Source organism: Amycolatopsis aidingensis (genome assembly GCF_018885265.1).
GTDB lineage: Bacteria > Actinomycetota > Actinomycetes > Mycobacteriales > Pseudonocardiaceae > Amycolatopsis > Amycolatopsis aidingensis.
Window position 1 is genome coordinate 1,057,363 of record NZ_CP076538.1, and the last position, 17,526, is coordinate 1,074,888.

Consider the following 17,526-nt stretch of genomic DNA (forward strand, 5'->3'; position numbering starts at 1 on the left):
CGCGATCGCCGCGGGGGTCATGGCGAACGGTGAGATGTCCGCGCCGAGTCCGGGGCGAGGAAGCGCGTGAACACGTCCGTCAGGTGGCCGAGGCAGCCGAGCACCAGCAGCACGCCGAGCACCTTGGGGAAGTAGCCGGACCTGGCGACCAGGTAGGCCAGCGGCAGCAGCCACAGCCCGAAGTATGTCTGGGCGATCAGGTACCCGTGTTGCTGCAGGTCGGCGAACAGCATGGTCAGCTGGTCGGAACCGGCAGGGCCGAAGGCGCCGGGGTGGTCCTGGCCGGTGGCGATCGTCAGCGCCGCGTGCTGGTGCACCAGGTTCAGGGTCTGGATCGCCACGCTGACCGCGACGGTGACGACCATTGCCGCGGCCGCCAGCTGGTTGACGTGCCGGAGTAGCAGGTACAGGGCCATGCCGGTGCCGAGGAAGGCCACGGCGCCCACCAGTTCGCTGACGAAACCGAGGCGGAACAGGGTGGCCGAGGCGGCGATGTTGTCCGCCGTTGCCGCCGCGTCCCCCGGCTCGACGATACGGGCGTTCACCAGCCCGGCGAAGATGGTGAGCACGGCGACGACCAGATACAGCGACCCCGCGATCCGCGCGAGGGTCCGCGGCGCGGTCATCGCGCGCCCCCGCCCTGCGCCTGGCCCGCGTGCGCAAGGGCCGAGGGGGTCAGCCTGCCGACGATGGCCGGGGCCTCGTGCACGAGGGCGTCGTCGTCCACCGCCTCGACCATGAACCGGGCGTAGTCCACCCGCCGGGTCAGGTTGCTCGCGAGGACGGGGTCACCCACATGCCTGCTCCACACCGGCAGGCCCTGGCTCTCGCCATCCTCGAGATCGCTGCCGCGCACCACCGTCCACCTGGTGTCACTGGCGAAGACCCGCCTGCATGCCTCCACCTGGTCGCCCACGTCCACGACCCTGGCAAGTTTCGCCAGCCGCCCGAACACGGCCGCGTACACCTTGAACTTCCGGGTGTACACGTCCCTCCCGTCGCGGGTGATGTGCCAGCCGCAGGAGAACACCAGCCGGGCGCCGGGGCGGGCGTGGTCCAGCACGGCCTGGGCCGTTCCGGATGCGTAGTGGTGCACTCCCCACGGCACCAGCACGGTGAACACGGCGTCGCAGCCGTCCACCGCCCGTGCGATGACCGCGCGGTCATCGGTCGCTCCGGGCAGCACGGTGATCCGCCCTTCGAACTCGGCGAGCTTGGGCACGCTCTGCTCCCGGCAGACGCCGACGACCTCGTACCCGCGCTCCAGCGCGTGCCGCACCAGGTGGCGCCCCAGCTTCCCGGACGCGCCGACCACGCACACCCGCTTTCCCGTGCCCGGCTTCCTCGTTCCGTCCACACCGATCGGTTCCACGACCCGCTCCATCCACTCGCCACTGACCTTACGCTGTAAGGTACAGCCTTGCGGTGTAAGGTTGTCAAGTCCTGCCAGCAGCCAGACAGGAGGATCACGTGGCCGCGGAGCCCGCCGACCCGCCCCGCCGGAACGCGCTCAGCAAGGAAACGGTGCTGCGCACGGCGGTCGCGCTGGCGGATGAGGAAGGCACCGGTTCGCTGAGCATGCGCAGGCTGGCCAAGCGGCTCGGCGTGGAGGCCATGTCGCTGTACCACCACTTCCGGAACAAGGACGTGATCCTCGACGGCATGGTCGACCTCGTCTTCGGCGAGATCGAACTGCCGACGGACGACTCCGCGGACCACCCGGCCGACTGGCGGTCCGGGATGCGCGCGCGGGCGGTCTCGATGCGCGGCGTGCTGGCCCGGCACCCGTGGGCGGTCAGCCTGCTGGATTCCCGGACCAACCCCGGGCACGCGACGCTGCGCCACCACAACGCGGTGATCGGCTGCCTGCGGTCCGGTGGGTTCTCGCTCGCCGGTGCGGCACACGCGCTCTCGGTGCTGGACAGCTACGTCTACGGGTTCGCGCTACAGGAGCTCAGCCTGCCGTTCAGCTCCTCGGCCGGGCTGGCGGACGTGGCGGGCTCCATCCTGGACCAGCTTCCCAGGCAGGAGTTCCCGCACCTGGCCGAGATGATCGTCGACCGCACCGGCAAGCCGGATTACGCCTACACCGGGGAGTTCGACTTCGGACTCGAGCTGATCCTGGAAGGGCTCGAGCGGCAACGGGAAAGCTGAGCGGGCACATCATGGCGAGGTCCGGGCCCTAGGGTGGGGGTTGTGCCAACGGATCCCCCGGACTCGACCGACCCGACGGACTCGCTGCCGCCGGAGGGCGCTGCCGCCGCGGTAGCCGAACAACCCTGGCAGCGGCTGGACCGGCGCACCGTCTACGTGACCGCGATCAGCCGGGTCGGTTTCGCGGTGCTGGTGGGCGCGGTGGGCACGGCCTCCTCCGGCACCCCGCTGGCCTGGGTGGCGCTCGGCGGGGTGCTGCTGCTCACCGCCGGGATCGTGGCGGAGTACGTGCGCTGGCGGGTGAGCAGGTACCGGGTCACCGCGGAACGGCTGGAGCGCCGGTTCGACTTCATCACCCACCAGCATCGCTCCCTTGCCAGGGAACGCATCCGCAGCGTGGACATCGCCGCGAACGTGGTGCAACGGCTGTTCGGGCTGGCCGTGGTCACCATCGGCACCGGGCAGCAGAACGACGCCGACCGGATCAAGCTCGATCCGGTCGCCCAGCCCGAGGCGGAGCGGCTGCGGGCCGAGCTGCTGCGGCGCCCGGAATCCCCGGCGCCACCGGCGGAGCCCGCCGCGGCGGTCGAGCCGGGCGCCCAGCCCGAACCCGAACCCGCCCGCGTCACGGTGCTGGCCAGGCTGGACTGGTCCTGGATCCGGTACGCCCCCGCCTCCTTCGTCGCCCCGCTGCTGGGGGCCGCGGCCTTCGGCGCGGCGCTGAACGTGGCAGGCTGGTTCGGCCTGCGCGAGGGCGTGCTGAAGTGGGCATTCGATCTGCTCAGCAGCGCGCCCATCGTGTTCGCGGTGGCGACCGTGCTGGTGATCGCCGTGGTGGTCGGGCTGGTCGGCTCGCTGGTGTTCTTCGCGGAGCGGTGGTGGGACTATCGCCTCGAGCGCGAGCCCGGCGGCACCCTGCGGATTCGGCGCGGCCTGCTCACCACCCGCTCGATCAGTATCGAGGAGCGCAGGCTGCGCGGGGTCGAGGTGCTCGAACCGCTCGGTATCCGGCTGGTCGGGGCGGCGCGGGTGGACGCCGTGATGACCGGGATCCGGCAGAACGACGGCGACAGCAAGAGCGACCTCAAGACGCTGGTCCCACCGGTGCCGAAGGCGTTCGCCGACCAGGTCGCGGCCGAGGTGCTGACCGAGGAGGTCGCGCCGACCGTGGCGGCGCGGCTGGCGCCGCACCCGCGCGCGGCCCGCGGCCGGAGGCTGCGCTGGGCGCTGCTGGGCACCCTGATCCCGGCCGGGATCCTCGCCGGGCTCGGCGCACTGCTCACCGGTGTCCTGCTGCACCTGGCGTGGATCTATGTCCTGGTGGTGGGCCCGATCACGGTGCTGCTCGCGCTGGACGCCTACCGCAATCTCGGCCACGGAGTCACCGGCGGCTACCTGGTGGCCAGGTCCGGAGCGGCGCGCCGGGACACCGTGGCGTTGCAGCGCAGCGGGATCATCGGCTGGACCGCGCGGCAGTCGGTTTTCCAGCGCCGCGCCGGGCTGATCACGCTGAGCGCCACCACCGCGGCAGGCGGTGGGGCGTACTCCGTCTACGACGTCGGGGAGAGCGAAGGGCTTGCCTTCGCCGAGGCCGCCGTTCCCGACCTGTTCGGCCCCTTCCTCGAGCGGGTCGGGCCCGGCTCGTCGTGACAGTGCCCCGGTGCGGTGCGAAGCTCGGAGGATGAGCGAAACAGCGGATCCCAACCCCGATCGGGGCTGGTACTACAACACCCGCACCGGCGAGGTGGAGCACCTGGACCGGTCCAGGTCGATCGACCTGCTCGGCCCGTATCCCGACGAGGCGACCGCGCGGCGGGCACTGGAGATCGCCAGGGAACGCACCCGCCAGGCCGACGCCGAAGACGCCGCCTGGAACGGAGACTAGCCAACTGCTGTGAGGGGACACTCACAGCGGAAGGGCAGGCGGCGCCCCCGACGAACGCCGCCTGCCCAGGATCGGTCGGGCCGTCAGGCGAGGGCCTCGGTGGGGGTGAGGCGGGAGGCGCGAACCGCGGGGTAGGCGCCCGCGATGGCGCCGATCAGGGCCGCCGCGGCGACCCCGCCCAGCGCGGCCGGCAGCGGGATCACCACCGGCCAGCCCTGGCTCAGCGCGTATCCCGCGGTCACCAGCACACCGAGCAGCACCCCGCAGGCCCCGCCGAGCGCGGACAGCAGCACCGACTCGGCAAGGAACTGCCCGCGGATCTGCCGCCGCGTCGCCCCGAGCGCCCGGCGCAGCCCGATCTCCCTGCGCCGCTCCAGCACCGAGATCACCATCGTGTTCGCCACGCCGACCCCGCCGACCAGCAGCGCCACCCCGCCGAGGCCGAGCAGCAGCGAGCTGTACGCCTGGTTGGTCAGTTCCTTGGCCGCCAGCGCGTCCGATGGCCTGCTGACCTCGACCTCGTTCGGCCGCTCCGGGTTCACCGTGGGCCCGAGCACCTGCTGTACATCCGGGACCGCATGCTCCTGCGCCCGCACGTAGACGGTGGTGGGGTGCCCGTCGAACCCGAGGTGGTCCCCGGCCGCGTCCCAGCCGACCAGCGCCGCCCTGTCGATCTCCGGCGCCAGGGTCACCGCGTCGAGTATCCCGACCACGGTGAACCAGCGGTCGCCGAGCCACACCTGTGGCGGTTGCCTCGGGTCGATCTCCCCGATGCCAAGCCGCTGCGCCGCGACCGAACCGAGCACCACCACCGGGTAGCCGGAGTTGGCCGCGTTCAGGAAGGTGCCGTCGTACATCCGGGCCTGCAACACCTCCAGCAGGTCCGGACGCCCGGCCAGCACCGAGATCCCCGAGGTCTCCTGCTCGTCGATCAGGCCGGTGCGGCGCACGGTCGCCTCGGTAGCGCCGACATCGGTCACCGCCTGCACCGGCCCGATCCGCCTTACCCGGTCGGTGACCTCCTCCGGCAGCCTGGCCTCCTCGCCGAACAGGGTCTGCCCTGGCCCCGCCCGCAGCAGGTTCGTGCCCAGTGCGGAGAGCCGGTCGTCCAGGGCCTGCTGGCTGGAGGCCGGGATCCCGACCACGGTCACCACCGCCGCGATGCCGATGGCCACCCCGAGCGCGGACAGCAGCGCCCGCACCGGCCGGGTGCGCAGCCCGTGCAGGCCGAGCCGCAGCACGTCCGCTGCGCCCAGCCGGGGCGAGCCGGGCAGCGGGTCCGGGGTGCTGGCCGGTCGTTCGCGGGTCAACGTCGGCATGCCGGCACCTCCCCGGGTGTGCCGGTGTCGGCCCGCAGCGTGCCGTCCAGCAGGTCGACGCACCGGGGCAGGCCCGCCGCGATCTCCCGGTCGTGCGTGATGACGATGACCGTGGTGCCGTCCGCGTTCAGCTCGCCGAGCAGCGAGAGCACGGCCGAGCCGGTCCGGCTGTCCAGGTTCCCTGTCGGCTCGTCGGCCAGCAGCACCGAGGGCCGGTTCACCACCGCACGGGCAATGGCCACCCGCTGCCGCTCTCCACCGGAAAGCTCCCTTGGCAGATGCCCGGCCCGGTGCCCGAGCCCGACCCGCTCCAGCGCACGGTTGGCCCTGGCCAGCCGCCTGCGCGCCGGCACACCCGCGTACAGCAGTCCGGTGGCCACGTTCTCCGCCGCGGTCAGCCCCTCGGTGAGGAAGAACTGCTGGAACACGAACCCGATCCAGGCCGAGCGCAGCCCGGCCACCCGCCGGTCCGGCAGCCTCGCCACATCGTGCCCGCGCAGTTCCACCCGCCCGGTGGTCGGCCGGTCCAGGGTTCCCATCAGCTGCAACAGGGTGGACTTGCCGGAGCCGGACGGCCCGACGATCGCCAGCAGCTCGCCTGCCTGTATGGAAAGCGACACCTCGCGCAGGGCCACCACACCGCCCGGATAGGTCTTGCCGACCTGCCGCACCGCCAGCACCGTCATGAGGTCGTCACCACCGTCATGCCCTCGGTGAGGCCCTCCCCGGTCACCTCGACCTGGCCGTTCGCGAACAAGCCGGGCCGTACCTCGACCAGCCTGGTCTCGCCGTTCTCGACCACCTCGACGGCGTGGCCGCCCTCGCGCAGGGCGAGCAGCGCCCCGATCGGGACCACCAGCACCCCCTCGGCGGTGCCGCTGGTGAAGGTCACGCTGACCGGTACCGCGCCGAACTCGCCCGCGGCCTGCTCGTCGTCCAGCGCGATGATCACCTCCAGCTTGGCCTCCTGTCCGCCACCACCGGGGCCGCCCTGCTGGTCACCGTCCGAACCGGACTCGGGGTTCGCCGAGACGACCTTGCCGGTGGTGCTGCTGCCGTCCGGCAGCTCGATTTCCACCGCGGTATCGGGCTTGGCGATGCTTTGCCCGCTCAGTTCCAGCTCGGCGGTGACCAGTCGCCGGTTGCCGGTGACCCGCATCAGCTCGGCACCGGCAGGACCACCGAGCTCGGCGGTCACCTCGGCAACCCGCACCGCCTCCGGCTGCACCACAACGTCCCCTGGGCCGATCTCGCCGGTCTCCGGCAGCCCGAGCGACTCCTGCCAGTTCCGCAGTGCCCGTTCGGTGGCCCAGGTGAAGTTCTCGTCCGGCTCGCCGAATCCGCCGAAACCCAGTTCCGCCAGGTTGCGCTCCACCAGCTCGACATCCGGCCCGTTGTCCACATCGGAGGAAAGCTCGCGGTAGAGCGGAAGGTCGCCGTAGAAGAGCACCACCGGCTTGGCGTCCACCGTGTACACCTGCTCGCCCTGTTCCAGGACCTCCCCGGTTTCCGGCAGGCCGGTGAGCGTGCCATCGGCCCGCCCGGACAGCGGGCGCCGCGGCCCGTACCCGAGGTCGCCGGTGACCGTCTCGGTCTCGGCGAGATCCGTCTTGCGCACGGTCGCCGTGGCGGTCTCCGGGCCGGTGGGCGGCGGCGGTTCGGTGTCCGCAAGCGCGCTGCTCAGCACCACGGTCGCGCCGATCCCGATCACCGCGAGCCCGGCCACCGTGACGATCGTCCACCTGGTCCGCCGCCGTCGGCGCAGGGCCGCGGGCCCTGCCCCCTGCTGCTCGGCTTCCTCGGTCACTTGGCGGGCTCCATCCTGGTGACGGCGCCGCCCATACCGCATGCCTCGAAGGCCTTCTTCGCCTTGGGGTCGTTCGAGTCCATGGGGATGGCGAGGCCAGGGTTCTCCGCCGTCGGGACCTTGACGTCCAGGCCGTGCTCACGCAGGCACTTCGCCTGCTTGCGCATCTCGTCTATCTCCTCGGGGGACAGCTCCGGACGCTCGCCGCCGTTGGGCAGCGCGGAGCGGCACTCCTCATGCGCCCGCTCGAACTCCGGGTCGGCATCGCCAGCGGGCATCGCGGGCATCGCTCCGCCCTGACCGGGGTCCGGCATGTCGACTCCGTGGTCGCGCATGCAGCCCGCGTACTCGAGCATGGCCTCCTGGATGTCCTGGTCGCTCATCTCCTCCGGCGCCTGTGGCGCACTGGTCTCGGTGCCGCCGGAGATGGAGGCCACATCCGACCCCTTGTCCTCGCCGCCGCACGCGGTCAGCGGCACCAGCAGGGCGAGGCCGGTCAGTACACCCGCGATGGTGGACCTGCGCATTCCGATCCGTCCTTTCTCCTCGGTCTTGCCGTTCCGCCCCGATGTCTACGGATCGGGTGATCTCGGCGCGTTAAGCGCGAACGCTTATCGCCCGCTTATCCGGCTCGGGTAAGACTGGGATCGGTATCGACACCGACAGGAGGAACACCGGTTGCGGCTGCTGATCGTCGAGGACGAACGCCTGCTCGCGGACACCGTCGCCGAGGGGCTGCGCAGGTTCTCCATGGCGGTGGACGTGGCATACGACGGGACCTCCGCCATGGAGCGGGTGGGGGTGCACGACTACGACGTGGTGGTGCTCGACCGCGACCTGCCAGGGGTGCACGGCGACGAGGTGTGCCGGGCGCTGCTGGATTCCGGCGGCGAGGTGAAGGTCCTGATGCTCACCGCCTCCGGGGAGGTGGAGGACAGGGTGGCCGGGCTCGGGCTCGGCGCGGACGACTACCTGACCAAACCCTTCGCCTTCGCCGAGCTGGTCGCCAGGGTGCAGGCACTGGGCAGGCGGGCCCGGCCCGCGCTGCCGCCGGTGCTGGAGAACGCGGGGGTGGTACTCGACCTGCCCCGGCACCAGGCGTCCCGGGACGGGCGGTTCCTGCCGCTGTCCCCGAAGGAGTTCAGCGTGCTGCATGTGCTGATGCGGGCGGAGGGCACGGTGGTGAGTGCCGAGGAGCTGCTGGAGAAGGCCTGGGACGAGCACGCCGACCCGTTCACCAACGCGGTCCGGGTGGCGGTGATGACCCTGCGGCGCAAGCTGGGCACGCCCGAGCTGATCCACACCGTGCCGGGCGCGGGCTACCGGTTCGGCTCGTGAGGCTCTCGGTCCGCACCCGGCTCACCGTGATCTACGGTGGGCTGTTCCTGCTCGCAGGCCTCGTCCTGCTGCTCATCAACTACCTGCTGGTGGAGAGCAGGCTGCCGGACGCCACCGGGTTCGCCAGCACCCAGCTGGAGCAGAACCCCGCGATCACCGCGCAACCCGCGACCCCGGCCATCCCTTCGGACGGCATCGCGCTGCGGCGGGCCGAGGCGGCCGAGGCCATGACCATCTCCCTCGAGGAGTACCGTGCCTCCGCGCTGAACACGCTGCTGCTGCAGTCCGGGGTGGCGCTGGTGGTGGCGGCGGCGCTCGCGGGCGGGTTCGGCTGGCTGATCGCCGGGCGGGCGCTGCGCCCGGTGCACGACATCACCACGACCGCGCGCAGGCTCGGCGCGGAGAACCTGGATCGCCGGATCGACCACGATGGCCCGCAGGACGAGCTCAAGGAACTCGCCGACACCTTCGACGGCATGCTGGACCGGCTGGCCACCGCTTTCGACAGCCAGCGGCGGTTCGTCGCGAACGCCTCGCACGAGCTGCGCACCCCGCTCGCGGTGCAGCGCACCCTGGTGGAGGTGGCGCTCGCCGATCCCGAGGCCACCCCGGAGCTGCGCAGGCTGGCCGGCCAGCTGCTGCACACCGGCGAGCGCAGCGAGCGGCTGATCGACGGGCTGCTCACCCTGGCCCGCAGCGACCGCGGTCTCGCGGGCCGCGCGCCGGTCCGGCTGGACGAGCTGACCAAGCGGGTGCTCGCGGCCACCGCCGACCTCGCCACCGAGCGGGAGGTGACCGTGCGCCCGCGGCTGCGGCCGTGCACCGTCGCCGGGGACGAGGTGCTGCTGGAACGCCTGGTGGAGAACCTGGTGCGCAACGCGCTGCACTACAACGAGCCGGGTGGAGAGGTCACCGTCCGGGTCGGCGGCACAGCCGCGCTGGTGGTGACCAACACCGGCCCCGAGGTCACCGAGGCGGAGATCCCGGCGTTGTTCGAACCGTTCCGCAGGCACGGAACCGAGCGCACCGGCGCCACCGGCGGGGTCGGGCTGGGCCTTTCCATCGTGCGCTCGGTGGCGCAGGCCCATGGCGGCGAGGTGCACGCCGAACCCGGCCCGGCAGGCGGCCTGCAGGTCACCGTCAGCTGGTGGGGGTGAGGGCTGGCACGAAGTCGGGGTCGACCTGGGCGGCCAGGTCCTCCCCGGTGCGGGCGTTGCCCCAGGCGCGGGCGTTGCGCAGGTGGAACTCCACGGCCTGGGCCTGGTAGCGCGCCCAGTCCCTGGTCACCGAGTCCACCTCGGCCAGCATCCGGCCCAGGGTGTCCAGGTTGTGCGGTTCCAGCTCGCCGATCGGCCGGGACCGGCCGCGCTCGGCCGCCCGCACGTGGGCCGAGCTGACCAGCCAGCCGAGCAGGTGCTCGCCGACCTCCGCGCGCAGGAAGTCCACATCCTCGGCGTCGGTGACCTTGTTGCCGATCACCACCAGGCGCACGCCGAAGTCCCGCGCGTACTCGGCGTACTGCCGGTAGACACCCACGCTGCGCACGGTGGGCTCGCAGACGAGGAAGGTCACGTCGAACCGGGTGAACAGGCCGGAGGCGAAGGCGTCGGCGCCCGCGGTCATGTCCAGCACCACGTACTCGCCCTGGCCGTCCACCAGGTGGTTGAGCAGCAGTTCGGCCGCGCCGACCTTGGAGTGGTAGCAGGACACCCCGAGGTCGTCCTCGGCGAACCGCCCGGTGACCGCGAGCCGGATCCCGTTCACCTCGCGGAAGCAGGCCGCCGAGATCGGGTTGTCCGCGAACGGGGTGAGCAGCCGGGAGCCCCGTCCCGGCGGGGTGGTTTTGATCATCGCCTCCGGGCCGGAGATGCGCGGGTTGTCGCCACGCAGGTGCTCCTTGATCAGCGGAAGGTGGTCGCCGAGGGTCGGCAACTCCGCGGCCTGCTGCTCACTGGCCCCGATCGCGACCGCCAGATGCTGGTTGATGTCCGCGTCGATGGCCAGCACGGGGTGGCCGGAGCCGGAAAGGTAGCTGGTGAACAGTGCGGCGAGCGTGGTCTTGCCGCTGCCGCCCTTGCCGACGAAGGCAACTTTCATGACGGGACTCCCGAAGCGCTAGTGAAGATGGGATCGGTTTTCATTACTTTGCGGGCGCCAAGGTACACCGAACGGCCGAACCTCGAACGAGCGATGGCCGGGGCCGAGCGAGTTAGGGTGGGGATGTGCCTTCCTCCGTGATCCGCACGACCGGCGCGGACGGCGACTTCGCCGCGTTACGCGCCGAGTTCGAGCTGCCGGAGGGCTTCCCGTCCGAGGTGCTGGCCGAGGCGGAGGCGGTGGCTGGCGATCCCGCGGAGTTCGCAGGCGGCAGGGTGGACGCCACCGACCTGCCGTTCGTGACCATCGACCCGCCGGGCTCCAAGGATCTCGACCAGGCCACGCTGATCGAACGCACCGGCTCCGGTGGGTTCCGGGTGCACTACGCCATCGCCGATCTGGTCGCCTTCGTGCCGGCGGGCGGGGCGATCGACCGGGAGTCCCGCGCCCGCGGGCAGACCCTCTACCTCCCGGACGGGACCATCCCGCTGCACCCGCCGGAACTGTCCGAGGGCGCAGCCAGCCTGCTGCCCGGCGAGGTGCGGCCCGCGGTGTGGTGGACCATCGATACCGACGCAGCGGGCGAGCCGGAGCGGGTCCGGGTGCGGCGTGCACTGGTCCGCTCGAGCGCACAGCTGGACTATGAGTCGGTGCAGGCAGCCTTCGACGCGGGTACCCCACCGGAGCCGGTGGCCGCGCTGGCCGACTTCGGCAGGCTGCGCGGGGAGCTGGCCGTCCGGCGCGGCGCGGTCGAGCCGCAGCTGCCGGAACAGGAGATCCACGGCGGGGAGGCGGACGGCTGGACCCTCGGCCTGCGGCCGCGCAACGAGGTCGAGGCGTGGAACGCCGAACTGTCCCTGCTCACCGGCATGTCCGCGGCCGGGATCATGCTGGAGGCCGGGATCGGCGTGCTGCGCACGCTGCCCGCACCGGACGAGGCCACGCTGGACTGGCTACGCCGCTCCGCGGCCGCGCTCGGGATCACCTGGCCCGCGGGCACCAGCGTTTCCGAGCTGCTCTGCACCCTGGACGCCACCCGCCCGGAGTCGCTGGCTTTCTACGCCTGCACCACCCGCATGCTGCGCGGGGCAGGCTACACCAGCTTCCACTCCGGACCGCCGGAACTGGCGGCCCATGCCGGGATCGGCGGCCCGTACGCGCATGTCACCGCGCCGATCCGGCGGCTGGTCGACCGGTTCGGCACCGAGGTCTGCCTCGCGGTCACCGCGGGACGGCCGGTGCCGGACTGGGTGCGCGCGGCGCTGGCCGAGCTGCCCGAGGTGATGAGCGCGTCCGACCTGCTGGCGGCCAAGGTGGAGCGAGCCTGCCTGGACCAGGTCGAGTCCTGGATCCTCGCCGAGCAGATCGGTGGCCGGTTCAGCGCGGTGGTGCTGCGCGCGGACGCCACCAGGGCCGAGGTGCTGATCGAGGACCCGCCGGTACTGGGCAAGTGCGCAGGCGCGGGACTACCGGAAGGGGAACGGATCGCGGTGCGGCTGACCGATGTGGACGTGCGGCGGCGCAAGGTGTGGTTCGAGCGGTGGGCCGATGAGTGACCGGCCGCAGTCCCTTCCGGACGAGGCGGACCGCTGGTCCGCCGCGGAGCGGGAAATCGCCGAGTCGGTGCTGGCCGGGCACGCGGCCGTGGTGAACGTGCGCAAGTCCGGCCCGCACCAGCGGCTGGTGCCCTGGCTGGTGCGGCACGACCTGATCAGCTATGTCGGGCATGCCGGCCCCCGGCACTCCTGGCCGGAGTCCGGGTTCGCCAACCCGTTCGTCCGCGAGGCCAAACAGGACCGGCAGGCCATGGTCCAGCATTACCGGGAGTACCTTGCCAGGCAGCCGGACCTGCTGCGCCGCCTGCGCGCGGGGGAGCTGGACGGCCGGGCGCTCGGCTGCTGGTGTGCGCCCAAACCCTGCCACGCCGACGTTCTGCTGGAATACCTCGAAGCCGACCGGTAGCTCAGTGCCTGTTGCTGAACGCGCGACACGATCGGCTCGGCCGGGGCGGCAAAGTCCAGCTCAGGAACAGGTTTCTCAGGCGGCCGCGGCGAAGCGGTCGGTCGCCAGCCGTAGCTCGTGCAGCACCCCGGGATCGTTCACCGCGTGCCCCGCGTTCGGCAGGATCCTCAGCTCGGAGCCGGGCCAGGCCTGGTGCAGCTGGTAGGCGGTCACCGGCGGGCAGACCAGGTCGTAGCGGCCCTGCACGATCACCCCTGGGATGCCCTGCAGCTTGGCCGCGTCCCGGATGAGCTGCCCCTCGTCCAGCCAGGCCCCGTGCGCGAAGTAGTGCAGCGCGATCCGGGCGAACGGCACCGCGAACTCCGGCCGCGCGTAGTTGCTGCGGAAACTCTCCTGCGGCAGGACGGAGACGATCGCGCCTTCCCACGCACTCCACGCCACCGCGGCCCGCTCCCGCACGGCCGGGTCCGGGTCGTCCAGCAGCCGCCGATAGCCGGCCAGCGGATCCGCCCGCCCGGCCTCGTCCAGCGGGGCGAGGTAGCTCGCCCACTCCTCGGGGAACAGCTGCCCCGCCCCGCCACGGTAGATCCAGTCGAGCTCGCCGCGCCGCGCGGTGAACACCCCGCGCAGCACGATCTCGCTCACCCTGCCGGGGTGCGTCTGCGCGTAGGCCAGCGCCAGCGTGGCGCCCCAGGAACCGCCGAACAGCTGCCAGCGCTCGATCCGCAGGTGCTCCCGCAGCCGTTCCATATCCGCGACCAGGTGCCAGGTCGTGTTCGCGCCGAGGCCGTCCAGGCCGTCGAGCGCCCCGAGCCCGCCGAGTGCCTCGGCGGCGTGCGGAGTGCTGCGGCCCGCACCGCGCTGGTCGAACAGCACGATGCGGTAGACCAGCGGGTCGAAATGCCTGCGGGCCAGCGGGGCGAGCCCGCTGCCGGGGCCGCCGTGCAGCACCACGACGGGTTTGCCCACGGGGTTACCGCAGGCCTCCCAGTACACGGTGTTGCCATCGCCGACGTCCAGCTTGCCGTGCTCGTACGGCTGGATCGGCGGGTACAGCTCGTTCATGCCCTTCCACTCCGCCGGACCTGGGTGTACCCCGCTGCCGACGGGCGCTCCCCGCGCCCGCTGCGACGCAGCCTAGTGGAACGAGTGTTCCGGGGCGGGGAACTCGCCGCGGCGGACCTCCTCGGCGAAGGCGGTCGCGGCAGCGGAGAGTACCCCGGCCAGGTCGGCGTAGCGCTTGACGAACCGGGGAGCCTTGCCCCGGCGCAGCCCTGCCATGTCCTGCCAGACCAGCACCTGCGCGTCGCAGTCCGGGCCCGCCCCGATCCCGATGGTCGGGATCCGCAGCTCATGGGTGACCCGTTTGGCGGTCTCGGCCGGGACCATCTCCATCACCACCGCGAACGCCCCGGCCTCCTGCAGGGCCACCGCGTCGGCCAGCAGCTCATCGGCCGCCGCGCCGCGTCCCTGCACCCGGTAGCCACCCAGGTTGTGCTCGCTCTGCGGGGTGAAACCGATATGGCCCATCACCGGCACCCCCGCCGAGGTCAGCGCCTGGACATGCGGTGCGAAGGCCCGGCCGCCCTCCAGCTTCACCGCGTGCGCGCGGCCCTCCTTCATGAACCGCACCGAGGTGGCCAGCGCCTGCTCGGCGGACAGCTGATAGGAGCCGAACGGCAGGTCGGCCACCACCAGCGCACGTTTCACCGATCGGGTGACGCCGCGGACCAGCGGCAGCAACTCGTCCACGGTGACCGGCAGCGAGGTGTCGTAGCCGAACACGTTGTTCGCCGCGGAGTCGCCGACCAGCAGCACCGGGATCCCGGCCTCGTCGAACAGTTCGGCGGTGTACATGTCGTAGGCGGTGAGCATGGGCCAGGGCTCGCCCCGTTCCTTGAGCTCCCGCAGGTGATGCACGCGGACCTTGCGGCCCTGCGGACCGGCCTGGGCCGGCGGCGCGGTGGAGCCGGACCCGTACGGGGCGGGCTGCTCGCCCGCGGCGCCAGGGTTGGTTTCGGGGGTGGACATCGTTGTCGACCTTCCTTCCCTCGAGGCCCTGATATCAGGGTCCCCGGGTAGTTCGGCGGGTGCACCTCGAAGCGTGGCACCACCGCGGGGCGAACCCAAGATCGTGCGATGAGCTTCACAGGCTTCCGCCCAGCCGGCGGACGGGGGAGGGCACGGTCCGATATCCGGTGACCGGCGTGGTGCGACATCCTTGCCCCTGCTGGCTAAGATCACCCCCGACGATCACACCCGCCGTGTGATCGCAGCCAGGAGCAGGCAATTGGAGTGTTATGCACGTTCGCTGGTGCGGCGGCCGCAGGCGCCTCGCCCGCAACAAGCCGCCGGTTGCCGGATCACTCGAATGAGCAGCGGCGTGCGGACGGCCCTGTACGCGGCCGTGGTGCTGATGGTGATCGGCGGGGTCGCCTACTGGTCGTGGCTGCTGGAGTTCTTCCTGCCCACCGGGCTGTCCCCGGTGCACGCCCGGATCGGCGAGGCCACCGCCGAAGGTCAGCCGTACCGGGACCTGTTCCGCACCGCCTACGTGGTGGCCGGGATCGCCTTCATGCTCATGGTCCCGCCGCTGCTGCGGCTGGTGCCCGCGCAGACCTGGCCCAGGGTGGTCGTGCTGCTGCTCGGGATCTTCGGGCTGAACGTGCTGCTCAGCGCGCTGTTCACGCTGGACTGCGCGCCTTCGGCCAGCCAGCGCTGCCGGGACCTGATCGCCGAGGGCGAGGTCTCGGTCGCCCACCAGATCCACTTCGCCACGGCATGGGTCACCACGGCCATCCAGCTGGCCGCGGCGGCGTGTGTCGAACGGTGGTGGCTCGGCGGCTGGCGGACCGCGGCCAGGGTGGCCTTCGTGATCGTGCTGGCCGCCGCGATCGTGGTGGCGATCCTGGAATCCTTCGGTTCCGGGCAGTTCGTCGGTCTGCTGGTGCGGCTGCAGCTGGTGACCATGGTCGGGTTGCTCTTCGTCGGTGCCGCCTACCTGCTGAACGCCTCCCGGCTGCGCCCCTGGTGATCGGCTCGCGGAGCCGGAAACTGTCGGTGGCACGTGCCAGGATCTCCGTATCGGGCCGGATGGGCCTGCCGACACTGGAGGTGGCCATGCCTGGCAACGTTCGCCCCGTCACCGATGAGCGCGATGCCCTGCTCGCTTTTCTCGAACAGCAGCGTGACGTGCTGCGTATCGCGGCATACGGCCTGACCGAGGAGCAGGCGCGGGCCACCCCCACCGCCAGCTCGCTGAGCGTGGGCGGCCTGATCAAGCACGTCACCGCGACCGAGCGCGGCTGGATGGACACCGTGCTGCAGCGTACCCAGCCGGTGACCCAGGAGCAGCTGGACAAGTACGGCGACGACTTCCTGCTCGGCGCGGACGAGACGCTCGCGGAGATCATCGCCGACTCCCGGCGCGCGGCCGAGGAGACCGAGGAGATCATCCGCGGCATCCCCGACCTCGGCCGGCCCGTCCCGGTGCCGGACGCGCCGTGGAACCCGAAGGACATCGAGGCCTGGTCGGTGCGGTGGGTGCTGCTGCACCTGATCGAGGAGATCGCCCGGCACGCAGGGCACGCCGATATCATCCGCGAGTCCGTGGACGGCGCCACCGCGTTCGAGCTGATGGCCGGTGCGGAGGACTGGCCGGAGACGCCGTGGATCAAACCGTGGCAACCCGCCGCGGTCGAGAACTCCTAGAACAGGGTCGGTTCCTCCAGGTAGACGCCCTCGGCTTCGAGCAGGCGCCGCTTGGTGTCCACTCCGCCGCGGGCGGAGAAGCCGCCAGCCTTGCCGCCCGCGGCAAGGATCCGGTGGCAGGGCACGATCGGCGCGAACGGGTTGTTGCCGAGGGCCTGGCCGACCGCACGGGCCGATCCCGGCATGCCGAGCAGGTGCGCGATCTCCCCATAGGTGCGGGTCTGGCCGGGTGGGATCGCCCTGGCGAGTTCGTAGACCCTGCGGTGGAACTCCGGTACCTCGGACATGTCCAGCGCCACCGCGGCGAGGTCACCCGGCTCGCCGCGCAGCAATGCCCGCACGCCCTCGATCGCCTGCCGCACCGCGGGCGGGGGCTCGGTCTCCGCGGCCGCCGGGAACCGGCCCCGCATGCGGGCCCGTGCCCGCTGCGCACTGCCCTCCGGCAGCTGGGCACCCAGCACCCGGTCCTCCGCCCACGCGATCGCGCAGGGGCCGAGGGCGGTCTCGAACACCGCGAAGCCGGTCGTCGTCATGGCCGAGGGTCCGGACCGGTGAGCCGCCAGTACTGGCGCTTGCCCTTACCGTCCTTGACCACCACGCCGAGTTTGGCCAGCTCCGCCCGCAGTTCCTTGACGTCGTCCGACTTGTCCTCGCGCAGTGCCCTTTCCCGCGCCGTGAACAGGGCGTTCGCCCCGGTGGGGAGCTCGGGCTGGTCCGGAACCCAGCGCCGGAACTCCTCGGCATGCGGATCGCCATCGGTCCACGGGTAGCCGTGCTCACGGAAGGCGGCCGCGTAGCGGGCGGTGCTCACCCCGGAAGGATTGTTGGCCAGTTCCTTGCCCTGCCTGCCGAGCAGTACCAGCCGGTCGCCCTCGCGGAAGACCGCGCTGATCTGCGCGCGGTCGAACTCCCGCTTGGTGTCCTCCCGGTCCAGCACCACGCGGTCGGGGGAGAGGGTGACGGTGAGGCTCTCGTGCTGCGCCACGAACCCGAGCGCCAACCCGGCCAGGGCGCCGACCGCGAGCACCCCGATGGTCAGGTGCGGCTCTGGGATCGAGTCGATGAGCTCCAACGGTCCCTGGAACGGGATCCACGCCAGGCCAAGGGCCCAGTCGGCGAGTTGCCGCAGCAACCAGCCCGCGCCGGCCCCGAGCGCGGGGAAACCGAGGAAGTAGAGCGCATGCAACCACGGCGGCTCGGCCAGCACCGTCGGCGTGTGCGCTCGCGACTCTTCGGTGTTCATCGAGACGGCA

At 71.9% G+C, this 17,526-nt stretch carries 20 protein-coding genes; 9 read left to right on the top strand and 11 right to left on the bottom strand.

Annotated features, from left to right (window positions below):
* Positions 1-17: 17 nt before the first annotated feature.
* Positions 18-626, bottom strand: coding sequence for a DUF4386 domain-containing protein (locus tag KOI47_RS05150; protein ID WP_216214423.1), 609 nt, complete (start codon positions 624-626; stop codon positions 18-20).
* On the bottom strand, positions 623-1,372 hold the full coding sequence (locus KOI47_RS05155) for an NAD(P)-dependent oxidoreductase (protein ID WP_232376548.1): 750 nt from the start codon (positions 1,370-1,372) through the stop codon (positions 623-625). The genes KOI47_RS05150 and KOI47_RS05155 overlap by 4 nt, the downstream gene beginning before the upstream one ends.
* Positions 1,373-1,470: 98 nt before the next feature.
* Here KOI47_RS05155 and KOI47_RS05160 point away from each other — a divergent pair, with 98 nt between their 5' ends.
* Genes KOI47_RS05160 through KOI47_RS05170 form a run of 3 tightly spaced genes read left to right on the top strand, consistent with a single transcriptional unit; the run spans position 1,471 to position 4,039 of the window.
* Positions 1,471-2,154, top strand: coding sequence for a TetR/AcrR family transcriptional regulator (locus KOI47_RS05160; RefSeq protein WP_216214426.1), 684 nt, complete (start codon positions 1,471-1,473; stop codon positions 2,152-2,154).
* 42 nt (positions 2,155-2,196) lie between these two features.
* A complete protein-coding gene (locus tag KOI47_RS05165) occupies positions 2,197-3,804 on the top strand; it encodes a PH domain-containing protein (RefSeq protein WP_408629892.1) in 1,608 nt (535 codons plus the stop codon).
* A gap of 31 nt (positions 3,805-3,835) precedes the next feature.
* A complete protein-coding gene (locus KOI47_RS05170) occupies positions 3,836-4,039 on the top strand; it encodes a hypothetical protein (RefSeq protein ID WP_216214428.1) in 204 nt (67 codons plus the stop codon).
* Positions 4,040-4,122: 83 nt separating this feature from the next.
* Here the strand turns inward: KOI47_RS05170 and KOI47_RS05175 are convergent, their stop codons facing one another.
* From KOI47_RS05175 to KOI47_RS05190, 4 genes are read right to left on the bottom strand one after another with little or no spacing between them, the layout of a single operon-like run.
* Positions 4,123-5,358 (bottom strand): ABC transporter permease, encoded by a 1,236-nt coding sequence (locus KOI47_RS05175; protein WP_216214431.1) that lies wholly within the window; start codon positions 5,356-5,358, stop codon positions 4,123-4,125.
* Positions 5,346-6,044: an ABC transporter ATP-binding protein gene (locus tag KOI47_RS05180; protein ID WP_216214434.1), complete on the bottom strand. Its 699-nt coding sequence runs from the start codon at positions 6,042-6,044 to the stop codon at positions 5,346-5,348. The genes KOI47_RS05175 and KOI47_RS05180 overlap by 13 nt, the downstream gene beginning before the upstream one ends.
* Entirely contained in the window at positions 6,041-7,165 is a 1,125-nt protein-coding gene (locus tag KOI47_RS05185) for a peptidoglycan-binding domain-containing protein (RefSeq protein WP_216214435.1), read from the bottom strand. Before KOI47_RS05185 ends, KOI47_RS05180 begins: the two co-directional genes overlap by 4 nt.
* The gene (locus KOI47_RS05190; RefSeq protein ID WP_216214436.1) at positions 7,162-7,692 is read right to left on the bottom strand and encodes a hypothetical protein; all 531 of its coding nucleotides are present in this window, start codon (positions 7,690-7,692) and stop codon (positions 7,162-7,164) included. Before KOI47_RS05190 ends, KOI47_RS05185 begins: the two co-directional genes overlap by 4 nt.
* A gap of 151 nt (positions 7,693-7,843) precedes the next feature.
* On the opposite strand from KOI47_RS05190, the gene KOI47_RS05195 reads away from it, so the two are divergent.
* Both KOI47_RS05195 and KOI47_RS05200 read left to right on the top strand, forming a co-directional pair.
* A complete protein-coding gene (locus KOI47_RS05195) occupies positions 7,844-8,503 on the top strand; it encodes a response regulator transcription factor (RefSeq protein ID WP_216214438.1) in 660 nt (219 codons plus the stop codon).
* Entirely contained in the window at positions 8,500-9,660 is a 1,161-nt protein-coding gene (locus KOI47_RS05200) for a sensor histidine kinase (RefSeq protein WP_216214440.1), read from the top strand. The genes KOI47_RS05195 and KOI47_RS05200 overlap by 4 nt, the downstream gene beginning before the upstream one ends.
* On the opposite strand, the gene KOI47_RS05205 is transcribed toward KOI47_RS05200, so the two are convergent.
* Positions 9,644-10,600: an ATP-binding protein gene (locus KOI47_RS05205; RefSeq protein WP_216214441.1), complete on the bottom strand. Its 957-nt coding sequence runs from the start codon at positions 10,598-10,600 to the stop codon at positions 9,644-9,646. The genes KOI47_RS05200 and KOI47_RS05205 overlap by 17 nt on opposite strands.
* Before the next feature lie 137 nt (positions 10,601-10,737).
* Between KOI47_RS05205 and KOI47_RS05210 the strand changes: the two genes are divergently transcribed.
* Complete coding sequence (locus tag KOI47_RS05210) at positions 10,738-12,156, top strand: RNB domain-containing ribonuclease (RefSeq protein WP_216217102.1); 1,419 nt, start codon at positions 10,738-10,740, stop codon at positions 12,154-12,156.
* Positions 12,149-12,562 (top strand): DUF4326 domain-containing protein, encoded by a 414-nt coding sequence (locus tag KOI47_RS05215; protein WP_216214444.1) that lies wholly within the window; start codon positions 12,149-12,151, stop codon positions 12,560-12,562. The genes KOI47_RS05210 and KOI47_RS05215 overlap by 8 nt, the downstream gene beginning before the upstream one ends.
* Before the next feature lie 75 nt (positions 12,563-12,637).
* Here the strand turns inward: KOI47_RS05215 and pip are convergent, their stop codons facing one another.
* Both pip and panB read right to left on the bottom strand, forming a co-directional pair.
* Entirely contained in the window at positions 12,638-13,627 is a 990-nt protein-coding gene (pip, locus tag KOI47_RS05220) for a prolyl aminopeptidase (protein WP_216214446.1), read from the bottom strand.
* Between the two features lie 72 nt (positions 13,628-13,699).
* Positions 13,700-14,593: a 3-methyl-2-oxobutanoate hydroxymethyltransferase gene (gene panB / locus KOI47_RS05225; protein ID WP_216214447.1), complete on the bottom strand. Its 894-nt coding sequence runs from the start codon at positions 14,591-14,593 to the stop codon at positions 13,700-13,702.
* Between the two features lie 352 nt (positions 14,594-14,945).
* Here panB and KOI47_RS05230 point away from each other — a divergent pair, with 352 nt between their 5' ends.
* The gene (locus tag KOI47_RS05230; protein ID WP_216214449.1) at positions 14,946-15,596 is read left to right on the top strand and encodes a DUF998 domain-containing protein; all 651 of its coding nucleotides are present in this window, start codon (positions 14,946-14,948) and stop codon (positions 15,594-15,596) included.
* Positions 15,597-15,682: 86 nt separating this feature from the next.
* Positions 15,683-16,273 (top strand): DinB family protein, encoded by a 591-nt coding sequence (locus KOI47_RS05235; protein WP_216214451.1) that lies wholly within the window; start codon positions 15,683-15,685, stop codon positions 16,271-16,273.
* Here KOI47_RS05235 and KOI47_RS05240 read toward each other — a convergent pair.
* Positions 16,270-16,806, bottom strand: coding sequence for a methylated-DNA--[protein]-cysteine S-methyltransferase (locus tag KOI47_RS05240; RefSeq protein WP_216214453.1), 537 nt, complete (start codon positions 16,804-16,806; stop codon positions 16,270-16,272). The two genes, KOI47_RS05235 and KOI47_RS05240, sit on opposite strands and share 4 nt — an antisense overlap.
* Positions 16,803-17,516: a YqeB family protein gene (locus tag KOI47_RS05245; RefSeq protein ID WP_216214454.1), complete on the bottom strand. Its 714-nt coding sequence runs from the start codon at positions 17,514-17,516 to the stop codon at positions 16,803-16,805. The genes KOI47_RS05240 and KOI47_RS05245 overlap by 4 nt, the downstream gene beginning before the upstream one ends.
* Positions 17,517-17,526: the final 10 nt, after the last annotated feature.